Here is a 21,467-nt window from a genome sequence, read left to right as displayed (position 1 = left end):
TAAAAAGCTGTAACAACATGCTCAGCATGTGTTACAGCTTTTTGTGATATGTGTAGTGTTTTATTTATTCATATTTTCGATTGCTTCCGCTTCTGCTTTGTTGAATTTAGACGCAATAACGATGCGAATCAAGCAAAGAGCAACGAAGATGTATGCTGCAAAGCCAAGCCACTCAGCTGTATCACCATAGGATTTTGCTTCAGTGAAAGCTAATTGAAGTGGAGCTTCGCTACCACCTGTACTTACGGAGAAGGCGATCACACCAGCGATGATAACGCCGATGATACTTTCACCAACGATCAAACCAGAAGCGAACAATACGCCGCGACGGTTAGATTGTTCTACGTCAGCATCTGCATACGCACCAGCACGTTCTTTCGCGCGTTTTGTGATGTAACGATTTACGAAGTAACCGATGATGGCACCCATTACAAGAGGCATTTCCAAAGTTGGAGGTAAGTAGATACCCATACCAATTGCAAGTGGTGGCAATGTTAAGGATTTTGTTGTAGATTTTAAAATTAAGTTTACAACGATAGCGGCAATACCAACAAGGATACCGTAGAAGATGTAAGTCCAATCCATGTTAGCATTGAAGATACCTTCTGCGATTTGACGCATCAATGTAGCTTGTGGAGCGGACAATGCTTGAGCAGGATCCATTCCTTCACGAGGCATAGCGCCTGTAAAACCGTATGCATGGTATAACAAGTCAAGTACTGGAGCAATCGCTACGGCACCAGCTAAGGAACCGATTAATAGAGCTACCTGTTGTTTCCAAGGTGTAGCACCTACTAATTGACCAGTTTTCAAGTCTTGTAAATTATCGTTGGAAATGGCTGCAATGGAGATAACCACAGATGTCATGAAAATCGCCAAAGCAGTGGAGAATTTAATACCTTCAGGAGTAGATAATAAGTCATTAGCAGAACCAATGGCGAATACTACTAGAGAAGATACGATGATACCGATGATACCGATACCAGAGATTGGACTTGCAGAAGTACCAATCAAGCCAGCCATGTAACCGCAAGCAGCAGCTACGAAGAAGCCGATTAACAATGCCACTACGATACCTGCAATGACAAGTGTCCAAGCAAGACCTGCGGACATTGGAAGGGCAGATACGAATGAGTAGAAGCAAACGATTAAACCGATGATAATTAAGGCGAATACCACGGCAATCGTGGATGGTCTCATATCTGTGTCCATACGGTGTGTGTCGCGATACTCTGCACTAGCTGTCATGGATTTGATGGATAATTTAATACCTTCAATAATTGGTTTGATCAATGTCAACAATGTCCAAATCGCTGCCACGCCGATAGTACCAGCGCCGATAAAGCGGACTTTTGTTTTCCAAACTGTGCTAGAGAATTTAATAGCTTCTAGATTGTCTGGATTTGGTAGATGGTTTGTTAAGTATGGTACGAAACCACCCCAAGCAATAATCATACCGATTAAGATAGCGATACCGCTGGCAATACCAATTAGGAAACCTGCACCTAATAAGGCAGAGGAGAAACCGAATGGAATTTGTGTAGCACCAGCGCCTACAGGGAACCAGAAAGATTTAGATTCCCCTAATACACGTAAACCTTGTGTGACAAAGCTGATGATACCAGCTAAGGCGCCACCGGATACGATTTCTTTCATACCGCCGGATTGTTTTACTGTTTCACCAGGAACGCTAGAACCTACTTTCAAAATTTCCGCAGCCGCACGACCTTCTGGGTATGGTAAGTCACTATTCATAACCATAGCACGGCGTAATGGAATGGTAAATAACACCCCAAGGCAGCCACCACAAGCGGATAATAACAATGTTTGCATTAAATCAAAGTTTTGCCAATAGCCGATCATCAATAGACCAGGCAATACGAAGATGACTGCAGATAAGGTACCCGCAGCAGATGCTTGCGTTTGTACCATGTTGTTTTCAAGAACGTTGGAATCCTTGAAGAAGCGTAAGATTGCCATAGATATTACAGCGGCCGGAATGGAGGATGAGAACGTCAAACCTACTTTCAGTCCTAAGTATACGTTAGATGCAGTAAAGATTAATGTAATAATCGCACCTAGTAACATACCTCTGACTGTTAATTCCGGTAAGCTAATATCATGACTCATAAAATCATGCTTCATAGTTATACCTCCTTAAAATACACTACTATCTTATTCATTGTATCAGTATTCTCAAGGACTTTCAATAAAAAATATAGTAAATTTTGTATACATACGTCTATGTAGGGTAGTATAATAAAAATATTCATAGTAGATTCACTTGTATAGGGTATGATTAACACTATACTTGCATTGATGTAATGAGGAGAGATGATATGAAAAATAAAGTATTCGGAGCAGTGTTGCTTAGTGCGTCCTTACCAATTGTGCTCTATGCAGCGGATGTGACAGTGGTGAAAGAAATGCCTGTAGCCGTAGGGGAACGAATTTCTGTAACCGCATCACCAGATACTAACCGACTTGTTCGGGAGGAAATGATGAAAGCTAGACAGGAGGCGAAGCATATCGTAGCACCTGCTGCGAAGGCTTTCACAGATCGATTGCAAGTGACTGTAACGCCAGAGGTGGTGAAAGAAAATCATATGGACCTTACCTATCCACGTGTACAGTCCGTGAGCCCTTATGTAACGAAAGCTATGAATAAAACGATCACGGATTATGTGGACAAGCTTCGTAAGCAAGCACACAAAGTGAATGAAAAAGCGATTGATGGAGAAAAACAGAATCTATATATGACGTACGACGTGAAAGCAGATGGAAATGGTATCTTCTCGGTGACTATTACTTCCTATACCATTGAGGACAATGCATCGCATGGAGTGAATGTAGAAAAGGGATTTACTTTTAATACCACCACAGGTCGTACATTGTCATTGAGTGATTTCGGTGGATTGTCACAAGAAACGATCACAGCAGGTTTACAACAATTACCGAAAGAGGGTAAGAAAGCAATCTATCCAGATGCGACACCAGGTAAGCCAAATAGTTTCTACGCCCGTGAAAATCATGATATCGTATTGATTTACGACCAAGGGACGATTGCCCCTATGTCTAGTGGTAGTATTTATGTGCCAGTAGGGAATTTAGGGAGATAGGACCACAGTACAAGAGCAGGCTGTAGATGTTAGGTATGTATGCCTAGTATAACAGTTATACTGACAGCTGTAGGTCATAACAATATACTTATAAAAGAAATAGAGGAAAGTTGATATGTTTTGTTCAACTTTCCTCTATTTTTGTCTTATGTTGTGATGCCCTCTTTTCTATATGGTAATAAGAAAAGGATACTTGAAGCATCTATGTGTTAGTATATGTACCTAGGTATATCAATCAGTAACTCTGTGTTTTTTAGGCGCATCAAGCCGCTTATAATAGGCTCTATCAATGTCTGCGTAGGAGATAATCCCTTGTTGTGCCATTAAGGTTAATACCGTCCGTTGTCGTTGTTTTGTGGCATCCATGTTGCTGACAGGGTTAAAGTAAGATGGTGCCTGAGGAATGCCAGCGAGCACGGCGGCTTGACTCAAGTTCAGATCCTTTGGATCCGTGTTAAAGTATCCTTCAGAGGCAGCTTTAATACCATAGTAATCAGTACCATAATAAATGGTATTTAGATACATGGTGATGATTTCGTCCTTACTGTAATAATGTTCCATCAAATAGGCGAGGAATATTTCTTCCACCTTACGAGACATGATACGCTTAGAGGAAAGGAATAAATTCTTTACCAATTGTTGGGTAATGGTACTACCACCCTCAACGGTTTGACCGGCTATGATATTTGTATACAAGGCGCGACCAATGCTAAAGAAATCTACCGCTCCGTGTTCATAAAAACGTTTATCTTCCGTAGCCACTAAAGCTTGTTTTACAATAGGGTTAATATCTTCGCTGCGAACGCGATGCTCCACCCGTTTATCCATGGCCTCCTCTACAGCTTTTTTGAAATGAAAGAGACGTTTGATGCGGTCGATTCTGGAAAGTTGATCTTCCCCTTGTTCTATAGTTTGTTCTTTTATCGTATGTGCTACATGTTGTGTGGCGTTGCTAGCATCTTCTGGGGTATACCCAGCGAACCAGTAAACACCAGCAGCTGCCATAGCGAGCACAAGGATAAGTTTAAAAAGTGTTTTCATGGCTTCATCATATCACATCTAAGGGGGATCAACAATAGGGGGGGGATACTAGAAAAGCTTTGTCTGTTATTATATATGTATAAGAAGATGGCACTAAGTGACTAGACTGATGTAGAGTGGTTTATTTATTCGGTAATGAATAGGCATTAAAATTGTAATGGTGTGCTACAAGAAAAGAATAACCATAGGGGTATGGGAAATAACTATAAAATGACAAAAGGATAGAATAAAAATGCGTACAAAAGAGTTTTTATAAAAAATACTTGCATTATTATACAAGTGGTTGTATAATACGCTTATGAGATAGAAATAGATACTGCACAGCAGTGAGTTAAACAATGAAAGAGGTCCATTATGAGCAACATTAACAAAGTCGTTTTAGCGTATTCTGGTGGTTTAGACACATCTGTTATTATTCCTTGGTTAAAAGAAAACTATGGCGCAGAAGTCATCGCTGTATGTGTGAACTTAGGTCAACCAGAAGATTATGAGGCAGTAGAGAAAAAAGCCATCAAATCTGGTGCTACAAAAGCGTACATCATCGATGCCCAAGAAGAATTTGTGTCCGACTATATTTGGCCTGTAGTAAAAGCGGGTGCTGTGTATGAAGGTAAATACTTATTAGGTACTTCCTTTGCAAGACCATTGATTGCTAAAAAGTTAGTAGAAATTGCCGCACAAGAAGGTGCTGATGCAATCGCTCATGGTGCCACAGGTAAAGGAAATGACCAAGTTCGTTTTGAATTGACTATTAAAGCACTTTCACCGAACACAAAAATCATCGCTCCATGGCGTGAATGGGAATTAAAATCCCGGGAAGATTGCATGGAATATGCAGCGAAACACGATATTCCAGTGGTGGCCACTAAAAAACATCCGTACTCTATGGACCAAAACGTATGGCATTTATCCCATGAAGGTGGCGATTTAGAAGATCCTAATAATGCACCTAAAAATGATGTATATTTAGTTAGTAAATCTCCAGAGGAAGCACCTGATGCTCCAACTATGGTGACCATCGACTTCAAAGAAGGTGTTCCAGTAGCGGTGAATGGTCAAGCCATGTCTCCACTTACCATCTTACAAACGTTAAATGAAATCGGCGCAGCTAATGGTATCGGCATCGTGGATATTGTAGAAAATCGGTTAGTAGGCATGAAATCTCGTGGTGTCTATGAAAATCCTGGTGGAGCTATCATCATGTATGCGCACAGAGAATTAGAATATCTTTGCCTAGACAGAGCCACATACCATTATAAAGAATTGGTGGCTAATAAATACGCAGAATTGGTGTATGACGGCATGTGGTTTGCTCCATTGATGAGCGCCTTGCAAGCCTTCGTGGACAGCACACAACAAACAGTAACAGGTCAAGTGACATTGAAATTGTACAAAGGTAACATCATGAGTGCCGGCTCTACATCTCCATATTCTTTGTACAACCAAGAATTTGTAACATTTGAAGAAGATGATGTATATAACCAAGCTGATGCAGAAGGTTTTATCAACTTATTCGGATTGCCTTTGACAATTAATGCATTAATGAAAGAGAAAGCAGGTTTAAAATAATGGCGAAACTTTGGGGCGGACGCTTTACCAAAGGGACGGATAAGGCAGTAGAGGACTTCACGTCCTCTATTTCCTTTGACTCCCGCATGTATAAAGAAGATGTAGCAGGCAGCATTGCTCATGCGACGATGCTAGCAGAGCAACAGATCATTTCTCAGGAAGATAAGGACGCCATCGTAGCAGGACTACAGGCTATTGAAAAGCAGATTGATGCAGGAGACTTTGAGTTTTCCGTGGCATTAGAAGACATTCATATGAATATCGAAAAACGCTTAACTGATGCCATCGGTGAGGCAGGCGGGCGTCTCCATACAGGTCGTAGCCGTAATGACCAAGTAGCAGTGGACTTGCACATGTATATCCGTAAGGCCGTAGTGCACATGGGGGAAGAGCTTGTGAACTTGCAACAAGCCTTCTTAGAAGTAGCAGAGAAATACAAAGATGTGATTATCCCTGGTTACACCCATTTACAACGAGCGCAACCAGTGCTATTTAGCCACCATATGATGGCGTACTTTTCCATGATAAGCCGTGATTTTGATAATTTGCCGTTAATCTTTAAACATGCCAACGTGATGCCATTAGGGGCAGGGGCTTTAGCGGGCACAACCTATCCTATCGATCAAAACATCACGAAGGAATTATTGCATTTCGATGCCATCTATGAAAATAGTATGGATGCTGTCAGCGATCGTGACTATGTACTAGAATTCCTCAGCTTTGGGGCAAAAGTGATGATGCATTTAAGCCGGTTAAGCGAAGAATTAATCCTATGGTCTAGCACAGAGTTTGGGTTCATCGAATTGGATGATGCCCATTGCACTGGATCCAGCATTATGCCACAAAAGAAAAATCCAGATGTATGTGAACTCGTACGTGGTAAAACAGGTCGTATCTACGGTCATTTGATGGGACTTCTTACAACTATGAAAGGCCTACCGATGACGTACAATAAAGATATGCAAGAAGATAAAGAAGGCGTTTTCGACACAATCGATACGTTGCATTTCGCTATTTCTATTACAGCTGACATGTTACGTCATATGAAAGTCAATGGAGACCATACAAAAGCAGTGTTGGACGATGATTTCTCCAACGCTACAGATATGGCGGACTACTTGGCGAAAAAAGGGGTACCATTCCGGGAAGCTCATGCCATCGTAGGAGAAGCTGTACAACGTTGCATTGAAAAAGGATGTGTGCTGTTGGATCTTTCAGTAGAAGATTTCAAAGCTATTTCACACCACTTTGAAACGGATATCTTGGATGCCATCACCATCGAAGCTTGCGTATCAGGTCGCAGTAACTACAGTGGTACAGCGCCAGAATGCGTAGCACGTCAAATGCAGATTGGACAAACAATCGTGGCAGAAGAAGCGGCACAAATCCAACAATGGAAAGAAAAAATTCATTTACAATAATATTCTTAATCCTTGTCTTCTTCATTTTCTTTTATAATATCTTTTTGTGAATTTTTTTCAGAGAGTTTTTGATCGATATACTTATTAATATTTTCATAAAATTCTTTGGTAGTCTCACTATCCAATTTTGTGGAATTATGAATTTGATTAACCTGATTGACCTTCAAATGAACAGATTGAATACCGTAAGAGGCTTGTTTTTGGCGGAGCGTTTCTAATTGTTCTTCTGAAAGCGGATTGCCAACAATCGTCAAGACCAATTCATTTTTGCTTGATTTGTAGACTTGACTAATGACCGTATAATTGGTGAACTCTTTTCCTACAAACTGTTTGATTCCTTCTTTTCGTGCCTGATCTATGGTCAGCGTGACTGCTGAATGGATGGCTGGAAGAATTAATAATACAATGAAGGATATCAAACCAATTCTCATTTTAATGTTTAGATCTTTAAATGAGCGTAAGGGAGATTTTCTTATCAAAATTCTTGTTCCAACAATATTGGTTAGCATGATAAAAACACAGTTAATTAAGAAAAGATAGAGAGCCCCATATAAAAATCGTATATTTCCATTCGCTAAACCATAGCCTGCAGTACAGATAGGTGGCATCAAAGCTGTTGCAATGGCTACTCCTGGCACGATATTGTTTGCTTCTTTTTTTCTTGAACCAATTACACCTGCTATCCCACCGGCAATAGCAATGAGAACATCCCAAATGGTTGGAGAGGTTCGAGCAATCAACTCGCTACTTGCATAAGATATGGGAGAAATCCAGAAATACAGAGCTGACACAAGCAAACTGACCACTACTTGAGTCAATAAAACATTTAAAGATTGCTTGATTAAACGGGTATCAAAAATAGCTAAGCCGAATCCCAGTCCAACAATCGGTGTCATAAGAGGGGAAATCAGCATGGCTCCAATAATAACAGCTGTTGAATTCATATTTAAACCTATAGAGGCAATAAAAATCGCGCACATCAAAATTACTGTATCGCTTAATCGAACATGAAGATCATCATATAATTTATCACGGTATTCACGTGCTGAATAGTTTCCTGTCATTGGTTACTCCTTTTATTTCATATAATCTTGTTTCCGCATGGATGATGGTAGAGAGACTTCTGTCTAATCCTCTATGGTTCTAAGTCTAGCCAGTTATTCTTTTGAAAATTATTCATTATGTATCGCTCAGCCTAGCCTTGATATTATACCAAAATTTTATAGTATTTCTTTAGAGAAATCTATTAATTTAACAGATAGAAAAAGTAAGAAATTTTTGCTGCATTTTCCAACAAAAATTTGCCACTGTCATCTAAAATATTGGGAAAGTAAATATCGAAAATATATGATAAAATGTAAGTGAATTCAAACAAAACGGTAATTTAGTGAATGCTGATTGCCGTTTTTCCATATGTTTAAGGAGGTAACAATATGCTTAAGGCAAAAATAGCGCATTTTCGGTGCTGAGATGATGATTCTGGAGCTTTTTCAGATACTTTTGTGATGTATCTATCACTTGAAACGCCTACAGCGCCAAGGACTTTGGGCACTTTTTAGATACTTTCCTAAAGGAGTACATTTTTCCGAAAAAGTACAATTTTTCGGAAAGTTGTATGTTGTACCAAAATTGTCTCTACCACAACATATAGAAAAATAAGTGAAATGGATAGGGAATATCCCTTTTTATTTTGCTTTAAATCAGATTTTTGGATGGAATAGTAGATGATAAGACAAAATATCTTTGAACATACAAAAAGACAAACGCCAAAAATGACGTCTGTCTACGTTCTGAGGTAGCCTTTAGGCTCCCTTTTTTCTTAGAAAATACCGATGAGTACTTGCATGCCAAGACTAGTCAGGATGATAGCAATCCAGCAAAGGGCTCCAAGAAGAATGGATTTTCCACTGGATTTGATCATAGCAATGAGGTTGGTTTTGAGACCAATAGCACTCATAGCCATGATGATGAGGAATTTGGAGAGTTGTTTGAGAGGTGAAAAGAAGCTATTGCTGACACCGAAAGATGTGAGAAGAGTAGTTAGCAGAGAAGCTAGGATAAAGTAGAGAATGAAAACGGGGAAGATTTTTTTAAGCTTTACTCCTTGCTTGTTTCCTTGTTGACGGCTTTGCCAATAGGAGAGGAAGAGAGTAATAGGGATAATAGCTAGAGTACGGGTCAGCTTGACAATAGTGGCAGACTCGAGAGTATTGCTTTGGTAAAGACTATCCCAAGCGCTAGCTGCGGCTGTTACAGAGGACGTATCGTTGACTGCAGTACCCGCAAAGAGAGCAAAACCTTCGTTGGAAAGATGGAGCCAAGAACCTAGAGTTGGAAAGATAAGAGCTGCCAAGACATTGAAGAAAAAGATAACAGAAATGGATTGGGCCACTTCTTTTTCCTTGGCGTGAATAACAGGAGCAGTCGCTGCAATGGCAGAACCGCCACAGATAGAAGAGCCTACACCAACCAGGATAGCTAGCTTTCTATCAAGGTTAAAAAATCGTTGGAAAAAGAAAGCTATAATCAGAGCAATTGAAATAGTTGAGAGGATGACAGGAAGGGAAGATTTTCCAACCTCGAAAACTTGAGAGATATTGAGTCCAAATCCCAGTAAGATAACAGCGTACTGAAGCAATTTTTTTGAGCTATAAGTCAAGCCGGCATCCAGTTGTTTATAGGAAGTGAGAAAGGGATGGAGAATCATTCCGATAAAAATGGCGAAAACAGGTGCTCCCACAACAGGCAGAAAGTCTCCTAAAACCCAAGAGATGATAGAAATGATCAGACAGGCTAACAGTCCTGCCCAATTTTTTGATAGAAATGACATAAAAACCTCCGAAAATAACTACTCCTTATTTTAATCTTATTTATCAGAAAAGTAAAATCGAAAATAGAAAGTAGGAATAAGGTAGTAAATTAACGGAATTTTGCGGTCAGAGAGCTTTTTGTAATATAATAGATATATGTTCTTTGATCAATAAGGATGCAAATGTGGCATATGTTATTGAAAAAAATGAATTTGATGAGCCTAGACATGTGAAGTAATTATGTAAGATAAGAAAATAAATAAGAGAGTTGAAAATGTACTGATCCTCGCTTTTTTAATCTAATAGGTCCTTATTTTGTTAGCAAAAGATGGGCAAGTAAAAATTGCGTGAAGCAATTTTTTCGGTGCGTAGTTCGCGCCGATTTTTTCGAGGCCACTTTTGTGGGCCGAAAAAGCAGTATACGAGATATATCTATTTCCAAAACTTTACAAACTGAGATTGTTGAGTTTATACAGAAGATTCCCTATTACGATGAAGAAGATTTGTTATTTGGTGTAAGTGCATTTAGTGTAAGTAATTTCTTAACAAAGATTTGTAAGAATGCAGATGTGCCTCAAATTCGTGTCCATGATTTGAGACATTCTCATGCATCATTCTTAATTGAAAGATCATATCCTGTTATAGCGATTAAGGAGCGTTTGGGGCATAAAAATATACAAACAACGCTAGATATCTACGGACATTTATATCCTAATAAGGATAAAGAAATAGCTGATGAGATAGATCAATTCATCATAAAAAATGACCAATTTTTGACCTAAATTTATGGGTTAAATTTTTTTGGGCAAATAATATGGATTATACGGACAAAATCTATTGATTTTAAATAATAAATACCTATAAAAAACTAAATAATACATAATAAGAGTTTATGATATAATCAATATATATTTTTGTTACTAAATACTATGAGGTACTAACAATGAAATTAATCTCTTGGAATGTCAATGGTTTGCGTGCAGCTATGACAAAAGGATTTATGGATGCATTCGATGCATTAGATGCAGATATGTTCTGCTTACAAGAAACAAAATTGCAACCAGAGCAAATCGAAATGGTCTTGCCGAACCATGAACAATATTGGAATAGTGCGGTAAAAAAAGGTTATAGTGGTACGGCTATTTTCACAAAAGAAAACCCAATTTCTGTTGTGAATGGCATTGGTATTGAAGAACATGACCAAGAAGGACGTGTCATCACAGCGGAATATGAAAAGTTCTACTTAGTTACGTGCTATACACCGAATAGCCAGCGTGAATTGGCTCGCTTGGAGTACCGCATGGAATGGGAAGTGGCATTCCGTGAGTATTTACTAGCATTAGATGCGAAAAAGCCGGTAATTCTGTGTGGTGACCTTAATGTAGCCCATCAAGAAATCGACTTGAAAAATCCTAAAACTAACCGTAAAAATGCTGGTTTCAGTGATGAAGAACGTGAAAAAATGACAGAACTACTAGCGGCTGGATTTACAGATACATTCCGCTATTTATACCCTGATGCGGTAGATGCGTACAGCTGGTGGTCTTACATGGGCAAAGCTCGTGAACGGAACGTAGGATGGAGAATTGACTATTTCCTTGTATCGAATAGCATTGCTGATAAAATCCAAGAGGCGAAGATCCATGCAGATATCTTTGGATCTGACCATTGCCCGGTAGAACTAGTTATCAATTTATAATTTCTATAATGAGCGTGCACTATGTCAATATTACGTTTTGAACATATCTCTTTAATGATTCATGGTCGTCCAATTTTACAGGATATTTCTTTTGAGGTTCAACAAGGTGAAAGCATCACCATTGTAGGTCCTTCTGGGAGCGGTAAGAGTACAATCTTAAAACTGGCAAGTTCCTTGGTATCTCCTACGGGGGGAACTATTTATTTTCAGGAGCAACCGATGGATCAATATGCTCCTACAGAATATCGCCAACGAGTAGCCTATTGTTTTCAGCAACCTTATTTATTCGGACAAACGGTGCGAGGCAATCTAGCCTTTCCTTTTACCATGCGAGGTCGTTCTGTTGACGAAGCAAGAATCAAAGAACTATTCGATTTGTTTCATATGGATCTACAGTTGTTAGAGAAGTCTAATACGGAGTTATCAGGCGGTGAAATGCAGCGAATTTGCTTGATTCGTAGTGTACTATTTGCCCCTGAAGTGTTGCTATTAGATGAGGTGACGTCTGCCTTGGACACAGAAAATACAGAGTGGGTAGAACAAGGTCTTATGCAGTTGCATACAGAAGGCTTAACCTTGTTACAGGTGACCCATAATCTAGACCAAAGTGTTCGTATGGGGCAACGTCGTATCACTGTGAAAGATGGACATATTGCAGATTGTGAGGTGCTACATGGGGAGCTTTAATGCCTTATCGAATGAATCCTTGTTGATGGCAACAGGACTCATCGTCATGGCTGCCATCGTGTCCTATCAACAGCGGTTGCGATTGGAACTAGAAATATTGCACAGCGCTTTGCGAGCGGTCGTACAACTTGTGGTAGTAGGCTATCTATTGCATTTCATTTTTGGTGCGGACAATCCTTTGTTTACTAGCGGCGTATTATTGGTGATGCTGATCAGTGCTGCGATCAATGGAGGTAAACGGGGACCTGGCATCAAACGTGCCTCATGGATTGCAGGTGTCAGCATCGGCATTGGTGCTGTCTTTACGTTAGTAGTATTATTGAGTGCTAACGTCTTATCCTTTACGCCGTATCAAATGATTCCTGTAGCAGGTATGGTTATATCAGGGGCGATGGCGGCAGTAGGATTGTGTTTCGGCCAAATTACAACGAACTTTAAGAGTCGCCAACATGAGATTCAGATTAAGCTAGCCTTGGGTGCTACGCCTATGCAGGCCTGTAAAGCTATTTTGCGAGGAGCCCTTATAGTTAGCTTACAACCGACCATCGATATTGCGAAAACATTGGGTATTGTGTCCTTGCCGGGGATGATGACAGGCTTAATCTTGGCAGGCATGAGCCCTATGGAGGCCATTAAATACCAGATTATCGTCATTTTCATGTCCTTTTCAACCATATCCATTGCCATTGCTATAGCAGGATACTTGAGTTGTCGACAATTTTTCAATGCAAAAGAACAGCTGATTCTATCTGACTCATGATAGAATCAGCTTCTTTTTTACAATAGTGTTTTTAAAGTTTTAACTTACCTATAAAATAAGTAGGATTTTTTGAAAATCTATAGTCATAAGGAATGAGTTGTGTTACTATTAGGATATACACATTCTATTTATATGTAAAACGAGGTGGTATTATGGCAAATTACAACCCTTATGAAAATATGCTGCAAACATTAGACTTAGCAGCGGACACATTGGGCATTCCACGCAATGACTATGAAGTGTTGCGTCACCCTGAACGTGAAATGAACGTGGCTATTCCAGTACAAATGGATGATGGACATGTGGAAGTATTTACTGGCTACCGATGCCAACATAGCTCCGTTCTTGGCGCATCTAAAGGTGGATTGCGCTTTCACCCAGATGCAGATGAAAATGAAGTGCGTGCATTAGGTGCTTGGATGACCATCAAAAATGCCATTGCTCATTTACCATATGGTGGTGGCAAAGGCGGTATCAAGGTAGATCCGAAAAAACTAAGTGAAAGAGAGTTGGAACGTTTAACACGTGGTTTCGTTCGTAAAATTGCTCCTATCATTGGAGTAGAACGAGATGTGCCAGCTCCTGATGTGAACACAAATCCGCAAATCATGTCTTGGATTGTCGATGAGTACAGTGCGTTAACTGGTCAATGGACACCAGGGATCGTAACAGGTAAACCATTAGCAATTGGTGGTTCTTTAGGTCGTAATGAAGCAACAGGCCGTGGCTGTATGTTTACATTACTTTCCTACTTGGAAAAACAAGGTAAATCTATTAAAGATTTGACGATTGCTGTACAAGGTTTTGGTAATGTAGGATCTGTTGGTGCTTTATTGATGCATCGTGAAGGTGCTAAAATCGTTGCCATCGGTGATGTACATGGATCTCTGTACAATGCAAACGGCATCGATGTAGAAAAAGCTTACGAATATGCAAACTCTCATGGCCGTTCTTTAGAAGGCTACGAAGAGCCAGGTATGACAAGAATCCCTAATCCAGATTTATTGTTATTGGATGTAGACGTGCTATACTTAGCGGCCTTAGAAAACCAAGTGAACGAAGCCAATATGAAAGAAGTAAAAGCAAAATTAATCTTGGAAGGTGCTAACGGACCATTAACCAAAGATGCAGACTTATACTTCTTTGAAAAAGGTATTCCTGTATTGCCAGACGTATTAGCGAATGGCGGAGGCGTGGTGGTATCCTATTATGAATGGGTACAAAACAAAGCTGGCTTCTACTGGTCTGAAGAAGAAGTAAACGAAAAATTAGCGAAGAACATGAAAAAAAGCTTTGAAGAAGTATGGGCTATGCAAGAAGAGTTTAAAGTATACCCAAGATTGGCTGCGTACATGGTGGCATTGCGTCGTTTAGTAGAAGCATTAAAAATTAAAGGATATAACGGTTAATATATCTGCCCTATCTGCTCATCTTAGATGATGTAATATTTACTAGAGAGCCAGATTTATTGTATAATTTAGGTAATAATATATTATTTATTTTGTATAAGGTGAGAGGAGGTTTATAATCTAAATTTTAATTCAGTCGAATTCGACCGAATTAAATCCGAAGCAGGATATAATTCATTAACATTCAAGGTACAGACGATATGATGGTTGACTCGGTGGGGATGAGCACCTTATTCTTGCCTGATGTGCAGTATCACTTTCATGGCATGAATCCTGATGATGTAGTTATTCATGCATATAATATGTTGTATTTTATTTTAGAAAATGACAATCCTGTTGGTGATGGTGATACTATTAGCGGCCTAGAGAATGGGGAATTGGATTCAAATGTGCAATGGACATTGCAGTATGAGGATTCCCTAGTTCAACCGGTGAGAGCAGTGCTTGATGTAAATATGGGTGAATATGCTTCTGGAACTCGTTAGTTGTTAATCGATGAAAGGTGAGAGTGTTATGAGTAATCAACGTATTTTTGATATGGAACTTGTGAAAGTTGAAAGTTTGGAGAAGGCTGTTAGGACGCCATTTTATCAAACTGATTCCACAGGTGGTTCAGTTTGGGTTATTAAACCTGGTCAAACCTTACCAAAGCATTATCATCATAATTCTGATGATATATGGGTTGTATTGCAAGGAACAGGGGTATTTTATCCAACGCCGGATACTGAGGTGCCTTTTACAAAGGGGCAAGTTATAGTATCTAAAAAGGGTGAATGTCATGGTGCAAAAAATACTGGAACGGAAGATATTGTCTTTGTGAGTATCGTTGCTCCGGTGCCTGCTGATTATGATCCTGTTTATACTAATTAATATGAAAGCACTTTATAGTATTTTCTGGCTCTATAATAAATGTTGGGGTGACACCACTACGGTGTCACCCCAACATTTATTATAGAGCCTCTTTTCATATGTCGATTTGTTATATCTACCTATTATTGTTCGATAGTTACGCCATCAGAGCCATCTAATTCTTGAACCTGTACGCGTACCTTTTCCAAATGAGACGTAGGGATATTTTTCCCCACATAATCAGCGCGTATAGGCAATTCTCGATGGCCTCGATCTACCAGTACTGCTAGTTGAATAGATTTAGGACGACCAGATGTCATCAATGCATTTAAAGCAGCACGAATGGTACGACCTGTATACAAAACATCATCTACTAAGATAATGGTTTTTTCTGTAGTATCAATAGAGCAAGGGTCCCCTTCCTTCGGTCGCGTATCCCGATCATCGCGATACATAGCTACATTTAAAGGTTCACACTCAATATGAAGGCCTTCAATAGCTTCAATTTCACTTTGCAGTCGTTTAGCTAGCATAACGCCACGTCGTTCAATACCAACAATAACTGCATTTGAAAGCCCCTTATTACGTTCTAATATTTCATGACTAATACGTCTAATGGCACGTCTAATGGCGTCTCCATCCATTAAAATACGTTTTGTTTCCATAGTCTTATCCCTTATCTACGTTCTCTATATTCCTTAGCGAAGGCGATACAATTTTGAAAGTCCTCCGGTACAGGTGCTTCAAAATGCATAGGTTCACCTGTAATTGGATGCACCACATCCAATGTATGAGAATGAAGTGCTTGTCCCTCTATAGGGAAGTCCATGCGGCGATATCCATAAAAAGGATCGTTAACAACTGGATGTCCAATATGAGCAAAGTGAACGCGAATTTGATGAGTACGCCCCGTCTCTAACACACATTCCACTAATGTATGATATCCATAACGTTCTAACACTTTAAAATGAGTCACTGCTTCCTTGCTGTTTTCAAACACTACAGCCATTTTCATGCGGTCTTTAGGATGTCTACCGATAGGAGCCTTAATAATCCCCTTTTCCTCCACGATATTGCCTTGAACGAGAGCTAAATATGTTCGTTTAGCACTGTGTGCTTTCACCTGTTCCGCTAAACCAATATGAGCTGCATCATTTTTAGCAGCCATCATGACACCAGATGTATCCTTATCTAAACGATGTACTATGCCAGGGCGAATTTCACCATTAATACCAGATAAGTCCTTACAATGGTAAAGCAAAGCATTCACTAGCGTTCCTGAGTAATTACCAATTGCTGGATGTACAACCATGCCACGAGGCTTGTTGACGATAATAATATCATGATCTTCATAAAGATATTCAACGGGAATATCCTCTGGTAAAATTTCTACCGATTCTGGTTCTGGAATATCTACAGAAATAGTGCTATCTGCATTAAGGCGTAAGTTAGCCTTACCAACCTTGCCGTTTACCAAAACATGACCAGATTTAATAAGACTTTGGATATAACTACGAGATCCTTCCATCACATCCGTCAGAAATACATCAAGACGTTTTCCCTCTTGTTCCAAAGATACTTTATATTCGTTCATCTATTTCTCCTCATGTTCAGATGTTAGTAAATAATATATGACACATACAACGCCTACACATATACCAATATCTGCAATATTAAAAATAGGCCAAATTCTAAAATCAAAAAAGTCTACTACCCCATGTAGTACATATCGATCTATGCCATTACCTATGGCTCCTGCAATCAACAATGCCGTTCCTACTCGTAATGAAAGTGGACCATTATTAACACGTTTACGATAGAAGCCATATACGATAATTAATACAAAAGCAACGGCTAGAAAGAACCACCGCTGATTCGTCAACATGCCAAAGGCTGCACCGCGATTAATAATATACGTAAGATGGAATACATTGTGAATAACCGGTAGTGATTCACCAAGAGCAAAATGGTTCATCACATAATATTTAGAAGCTTGATCCAATACAAGCCAAATGATTGCAATAAAATAAAACAAGTTATACTCCCTTTTAATAATATATATCTTAATAGTCCTATTATACTAAGTTACATGATTTTAGGCAAAATAAAAAGCCCCTCAATGAGGGGCGTATTTTATTTGTGATTACTCAGCGGAAATTACAGATACTGGGCAAACGGATTCGCAAGAACCGCAGTCGATGCAAGTATCGTTGATTTCGTATTTAGTTTCGCCTTCAGAAATAGCAGCAACTGGGCAAACAGATGCGCAAGAACCACATTTAATGCAACCATCAGCAATAACTCTCATGATAAACCTCCATAGGAACATTATAAAAGAAAACTTATTATTATCATTTAAAAAGGCACTTGCCTTAACTTCTGTTCTCATTATCACACAATAATAATTGAAAGTCAAACGAAAATGATAAAATCTTGTATATTATTTTGCATAACAATTGTTCCTTTTTATCATATAAAGTCTATGTTTATCATGATTTTGATATTTCTTTTCATTTATATATTTAAATATATCTTTCAATAATTGAGAATGCACAAATTATCATTTTTATCAAAATACGTACTATTATACTAGGAATTCAATTATCAATATTTATTATCATAAAAACTATTTTTTTATTACAACAGATTTAACGCTTATCTATATTTTAATCTAACATATAAACTTCACTCTAAAAAAGGCCGAATCATACGATTCGACCTCATTTATATTTATAAAGTAATATCTTTACTATTATTCACTATATAACAATAATACTATTTTTTTCTTATAGCACTTAGAAAGATGTTAAGAATGTTAGTGTACCTAAAATAACGCCTGCAAGGTTTGGTACGATTAAAATATAATCACGTTTAGGTGATTTTGTCCAACCATATAATACCCAGATCAAACAGGATACTGCTGCAAATAATGGTTGCCATGGTTGACTAGGTTGACCATGAAGATTAGCAATTATTTGTGGGATATAGGCTAAAAATACAAATACACCAATAAATGCACCAATAGAACCAACTAACATGTTAAATCTTTCTTTTGTCATAGATGACCTCCATATTCAACATTACATTATTATATATTACACAATATACTATATCATATTTTTTTCGATGTAGTCAATTGTGTAAAATTAATCATGCAAATTAGTTTAATTCATATTGCTTTTGATTACACTTATATGTAATCTATATTAAAATCATATAGGCTAAAATCATAAAAAACGGCTCTATAATAAATGTTGGGGTGACACCACTACGGTGTCACTTCCAACATTATTTTTTTGCAAAAAAAATAAGCATATAAGGCTCACATGCTTTACAATAAAAGTGTCAAAGTCCTAAAGAAAGGATGTGAGCTTATATGCCTACTACTGATTATACTGAATTTTTACATAATGTAAAACAAGAATATATTACAAATAGCTATGAATTAGACGGAATATTTATTTTTGACATAGAATTACCAGCAACATCACATATTTGCCCAAAGTGTGGAGAAACCACAAAGCATATTAAGGATTACCGCATACGTACTGTAAAGTTTGGAAAAGTACAACGAGGCCCACTAATTGGAAAATACAGACAGCGTCGGTATATTTGTCCGCATTGTGGTCATTCTTTTGCTGAAAGCAATCCATTTGTACGAAAACATATGCAACTAAGTGTAACTAATATTAGAATGCTATTTGATAAACTTACTGAAAGTGTAACCTATACAGCTATTGTTAACGAGTGTGATACATCTATTACTACAGTATTACGTTATTGCTCTATGATCACTATACCTAAGCCCAAGACCTTACCCACTGTGATTGGTATTGATGAGTTTAAAGGAAATGCAGAAGGCTACCAATACCAAGTTAATTTAACTAATCCAGATACACATGAAATATTAGATATTTTACCGAAACGTGATACGCAAGCATTAATCCACTATTTTGCATCATTTAAACATAAGGATCGCCTACAAGTTAAGTTTATTGTAATGGATATGTCCATACAATTTAAGCGCATCATGGAGGCGCTATTTCCACATGCGCATATTATCTGTGATCGATACCATGTATGTCGACTTGTAGATTGGGCGGTAGAGCGAGTTAGAAAGCGTGAGCAACATAAACTGGCTGCTTATTCACGTATGTTAAAACAGAATCGACGTGTACTAATGAAGCATCCAGACCATTTAACGGAAGCCGAACATATTAAACTATGTGAAATACTCAGAATATCTGATGATTTACGAAAAGCATATGCTTTAAAACTTTCTTTTAGAAAAATCTTTTCAATCTATGGTAAACAAAGAATAGCTGCACATTTAACGCATTGGTTGGAATTAGTAAAAGCATCTGGCTTAGATGAATTTAATAACTTCTTTACATCATTTCCTGCATGGATGACGCAATTAACTAATGCATTCTTACTTCCATATTCTAATGGATACACAGAAGGAACTAACAACAAAATTAAAGTATTAAAACGGATAAGCTATGGACTTCGCCACTTTGGTAGATTTAGAGTACGTATTCTACTTTTGAGCAAAAAGAATGGCACCAACCATACATATGATTGGTGCCAAAGAAGACTCGTAGGGTGAATACCCCAACATTTGACAGAGAGCCTTTTATTTAATATGTTTACTACCACGTTCTGTCATCGGTGTGCCATTTTGGCAAAGTGGGCATGCATCAGCTTCAAATGTTGGTACTGTTAAGTTCAACAAGGCTTGTACTTTTTCTTTTGGCACACCAAAGTCTGCTTTACCACCGCTGCGGTTTACAAGAAGGCCTACGCCAACGATTTCACCGCCAGCTTCGTTTACAACATCTACTACTTCACGAACGGATCCGCCTGTGGTTACGATGTCTTCTACGATAAGAACACGTTGTCCTTTTTCAATGCGGAAACCACGACGCAATGTCATTTTACCTTTTTCTCGTTCTGTAAAGATAGCACGAGTGCCTAAGGCTTTACCTACTTCGTGAGCCAATAAGATGCCACCAGTCATAGGTCCGATCACAAGCTCTACATTTTGATTTTCAAAACGACGAGCTAACTCTTGGCATAATTGTTCTGTATATTTTGGATGGGATAAGACGTTAAATTTTTCTACATACATAGGGCTGTGAAGGCCAGATGTTAGCAAGAAATGTCCTTCTAAAATAGCTTGTGTGTCGATCAATAATTGTTTTACATTCTCTTCTGTCATCATTTTTAAACTGTCTCCATTTCCTCAATAATTAAACGAACTGCTTCTTGTGGGTTCTCCGCCTGTGTAATTGGTCGACCTACCACAATGCGAGAGGCTCCATCTTGTAGTGCGCTACTTGGTGTAGCAATACGCTTTTGGTCGTTGGTAGCTGCAAAGGATGGGCGAATGCCAGGGGTAACGATTAAGAAATCATCACCACAAGCTTCTCGAATGAGCTTTGCTTCCAGTGGGGATGCTACCACTCCATCGACATCAGCTTCTTTGGCTAGTTTCGCTAACTTTACCACATGCTCTGAAATAGGTAATGAGCCACCAATAGCGGACCAGTTTTCGTCATCAAAGCTCGTTAGGGCTGTGATAGCCAATAGCTTTGGACGCTCCACGCCGAGCTCTTCGGCTTGTTCTCTGGCTGCTTTCATAGCGGCTTCCATCATCACCTTGCCACCTTGGCTATGAATGGTGATGAGCTTTGCCCCTAACCGTGTTAAGGATTTAATGCCATGAGCCACAGTGTTCGGGATATCATGTAATTTCAAGTCAAGAAATACAGATTTATTGTGGTCTCGCAAATAGGCTACAGTTTGTTCGCCTGCTGCATAGAATAGTTCCATGCCAACTTTATAATAGCTGACGGAATCGCCTAAGGATGTGACAATGGACGTCATAGCTTCCATCGAGGACACATCTAAGGCTACAATTAAACGATCATCTGCCATAGGAACCTCCTTGTTTCACAAATCGTACTATTATTTCATAGTTTATAGTGAAAGTCAAGAGGATTCATTCATTTGTTGAAAAATATTATGAACGACATATGATATTGTCATAGTATAAACATAAATGAATTTGTCAAAGCATAGTACAATCTATATAGATAGG

21 protein-coding genes and 1 pseudogene are annotated in these 21,467 nt (G+C 38.7%); 11 read left to right on the top strand and 11 right to left on the bottom strand.

What is annotated here, in order from left to right; translation table 11 throughout:
* Positions 1-60: 60 nt before the first annotated feature.
* Positions 61-2,145, bottom strand: coding sequence for an OPT family oligopeptide transporter (locus tag EO125_RS08590; protein ID WP_127148531.1), 2,085 nt, complete (start codon positions 2,143-2,145; stop codon positions 61-63).
* 194 nt (positions 2,146-2,339) lie between these two features.
* Here EO125_RS08590 and EO125_RS08585 point away from each other — a divergent pair, with 194 nt between their 5' ends.
* A complete protein-coding gene (locus EO125_RS08585; RefSeq protein ID WP_127148530.1) occupies positions 2,340-3,119 on the top strand; it encodes a hypothetical protein in 780 nt (259 codons plus the stop codon).
* A 231-nt stretch (positions 3,120-3,350) separates the two neighbouring features.
* Here EO125_RS08585 and EO125_RS08580 read toward each other — a convergent pair whose 3' ends face one another.
* Positions 3,351-4,160 (bottom strand): transglycosylase domain-containing protein, encoded by an 810-nt coding sequence (locus EO125_RS08580; protein ID WP_127148529.1) that lies wholly within the window; start codon positions 4,158-4,160, stop codon positions 3,351-3,353.
* A gap of 354 nt (positions 4,161-4,514) precedes the next feature.
* Between EO125_RS08580 and EO125_RS08575 the strand changes: the two genes are divergently transcribed.
* Complete coding sequence (locus EO125_RS08575; RefSeq protein ID WP_127148528.1) at positions 4,515-5,729, top strand: argininosuccinate synthase; 1,215 nt, start codon at positions 4,515-4,517, stop codon at positions 5,727-5,729.
* Positions 5,729-7,150: an argininosuccinate lyase gene (gene argH, locus EO125_RS08570; RefSeq protein ID WP_127148527.1), complete on the top strand. Its 1,422-nt coding sequence runs from the start codon at positions 5,729-5,731 to the stop codon at positions 7,148-7,150. Before EO125_RS08575 ends, argH begins: the two co-directional genes overlap by 1 nt.
* A gap of 5 nt (positions 7,151-7,155) precedes the next feature.
* Here argH and EO125_RS08565 read toward each other — a convergent pair whose 3' ends face one another.
* Both EO125_RS08565 and EO125_RS08560 read right to left on the bottom strand, forming a co-directional pair.
* Positions 7,156-8,214, bottom strand: coding sequence for a DUF389 domain-containing protein (locus EO125_RS08565; RefSeq protein ID WP_127148526.1), 1,059 nt, complete (start codon positions 8,212-8,214; stop codon positions 7,156-7,158).
* Positions 8,215-8,969: 755 nt separating this feature from the next.
* A complete protein-coding gene (locus tag EO125_RS08560) occupies positions 8,970-9,980 on the bottom strand; it encodes a YeiH family protein (RefSeq protein ID WP_127148525.1) in 1,011 nt (336 codons plus the stop codon).
* 381 nt (positions 9,981-10,361) lie between these two features.
* Here EO125_RS08560 and EO125_RS08555 point away from each other — a divergent pair, with 381 nt between their 5' ends.
* The 7 genes and pseudogenes from EO125_RS08555 to EO125_RS08525 all read left to right on the top strand — a co-directional run bounded on the left by EO125_RS08555 (position 10,362) and on the right by EO125_RS08525 (position 15,385).
* On the top strand, positions 10,362-10,742 hold the full coding sequence (locus EO125_RS08555; protein WP_164726494.1) for a site-specific integrase: 381 nt from the start codon (positions 10,362-10,364) through the stop codon (positions 10,740-10,742).
* Positions 10,743-10,903: 161 nt separating this feature from the next.
* A complete protein-coding gene (locus EO125_RS08550) occupies positions 10,904-11,659 on the top strand; it encodes an exodeoxyribonuclease III (protein WP_127148523.1) in 756 nt (251 codons plus the stop codon).
* A 21-nt stretch (positions 11,660-11,680) separates the two neighbouring features.
* Positions 11,681-12,346, top strand: coding sequence for an ATP-binding cassette domain-containing protein (locus EO125_RS08545; protein ID WP_127148522.1), 666 nt, complete (start codon positions 11,681-11,683; stop codon positions 12,344-12,346).
* Entirely contained in the window at positions 12,333-13,106 is a 774-nt protein-coding gene (gene fetB / locus EO125_RS08540; RefSeq protein WP_127148521.1) for an iron export ABC transporter permease subunit FetB, read from the top strand. The genes EO125_RS08545 and fetB overlap by 14 nt, the downstream gene beginning before the upstream one ends.
* Positions 13,107-13,258: 152 nt before the next feature.
* Entirely contained in the window at positions 13,259-14,515 is a 1,257-nt protein-coding gene (locus EO125_RS08535) for a Glu/Leu/Phe/Val dehydrogenase (protein WP_009353161.1), read from the top strand.
* Positions 14,516-14,688: 173 nt separating this feature from the next.
* Positions 14,689-15,000, top strand: a pseudogene (locus tag EO125_RS08530) (DUF4261 domain-containing protein); the annotation flags it as partial.
* 28 nt (positions 15,001-15,028) lie between these two features.
* The gene (locus tag EO125_RS08525; protein ID WP_126937746.1) at positions 15,029-15,385 is read left to right on the top strand and encodes a cupin domain-containing protein; all 357 of its coding nucleotides are present in this window, start codon (positions 15,029-15,031) and stop codon (positions 15,383-15,385) included.
* 122 nt (positions 15,386-15,507) lie between these two features.
* Here EO125_RS08525 and pyrR read toward each other — a convergent pair whose 3' ends face one another.
* The 5 genes from pyrR to EO125_RS08500 form a co-directional block, all read right to left on the bottom strand.
* Entirely contained in the window at positions 15,508-16,029 is a 522-nt protein-coding gene (gene pyrR, locus EO125_RS08520; protein ID WP_127148520.1) for a bifunctional pyr operon transcriptional regulator/uracil phosphoribosyltransferase PyrR, read from the bottom strand.
* Between the two features lie 11 nt (positions 16,030-16,040).
* On the bottom strand, positions 16,041-16,958 hold the full coding sequence (locus tag EO125_RS08515; RefSeq protein WP_005380712.1) for an RluA family pseudouridine synthase: 918 nt from the start codon (positions 16,956-16,958) through the stop codon (positions 16,041-16,043).
* A complete protein-coding gene (gene lspA, locus EO125_RS08510) occupies positions 16,959-17,417 on the bottom strand; it encodes a signal peptidase II (RefSeq protein ID WP_071529971.1) in 459 nt (152 codons plus the stop codon). It lies immediately after the preceding gene.
* A gap of 90 nt (positions 17,418-17,507) precedes the next feature.
* On the bottom strand, positions 17,508-17,672 hold the full coding sequence (locus EO125_RS08505) for a DUF362 domain-containing protein (protein WP_005377422.1): 165 nt from the start codon (positions 17,670-17,672) through the stop codon (positions 17,508-17,510).
* Between the two features lie 487 nt (positions 17,673-18,159).
* Positions 18,160-18,423, bottom strand: coding sequence for a SemiSWEET family transporter (locus EO125_RS08500; RefSeq protein ID WP_004696474.1), 264 nt, complete (start codon positions 18,421-18,423; stop codon positions 18,160-18,162).
* 317 nt (positions 18,424-18,740) lie between these two features.
* On the opposite strand from EO125_RS08500, the gene EO125_RS08495 reads away from it, so the two are divergent.
* Positions 18,741-19,973 carry an ISL3 family transposase gene (locus EO125_RS08495; RefSeq protein ID WP_127148519.1) on the top strand — a complete coding sequence of 411 codons (1,233 nt, stop codon included), beginning with the start codon at positions 18,741-18,743 and terminating at the stop codon, positions 19,971-19,973.
* A 27-nt stretch (positions 19,974-20,000) separates the two neighbouring features.
* Here EO125_RS08495 and pyrE read toward each other — a convergent pair whose 3' ends face one another.
* Both pyrE and pyrF read right to left on the bottom strand, forming a co-directional pair.
* A complete protein-coding gene (gene pyrE, locus EO125_RS08490) occupies positions 20,001-20,588 on the bottom strand; it encodes an orotate phosphoribosyltransferase (RefSeq protein WP_062403640.1) in 588 nt (195 codons plus the stop codon).
* Positions 20,589-20,590: 2 nt separating this feature from the next.
* The gene (gene pyrF / locus EO125_RS08485; RefSeq protein WP_127148518.1) at positions 20,591-21,304 is read right to left on the bottom strand and encodes an orotidine-5'-phosphate decarboxylase; all 714 of its coding nucleotides are present in this window, start codon (positions 21,302-21,304) and stop codon (positions 20,591-20,593) included.
* Positions 21,305-21,467: the final 163 nt, after the last annotated feature.

This window comes from Veillonella sp. VA139 (genome assembly GCF_003992005.1).
GTDB lineage: Bacteria > Bacillota > Negativicutes > Veillonellales > Veillonellaceae > F0422.
The sequence above is the reverse complement of the archived record's forward strand: the minus strand, read 5'-3'. Positions and strand labels throughout refer to the sequence as shown.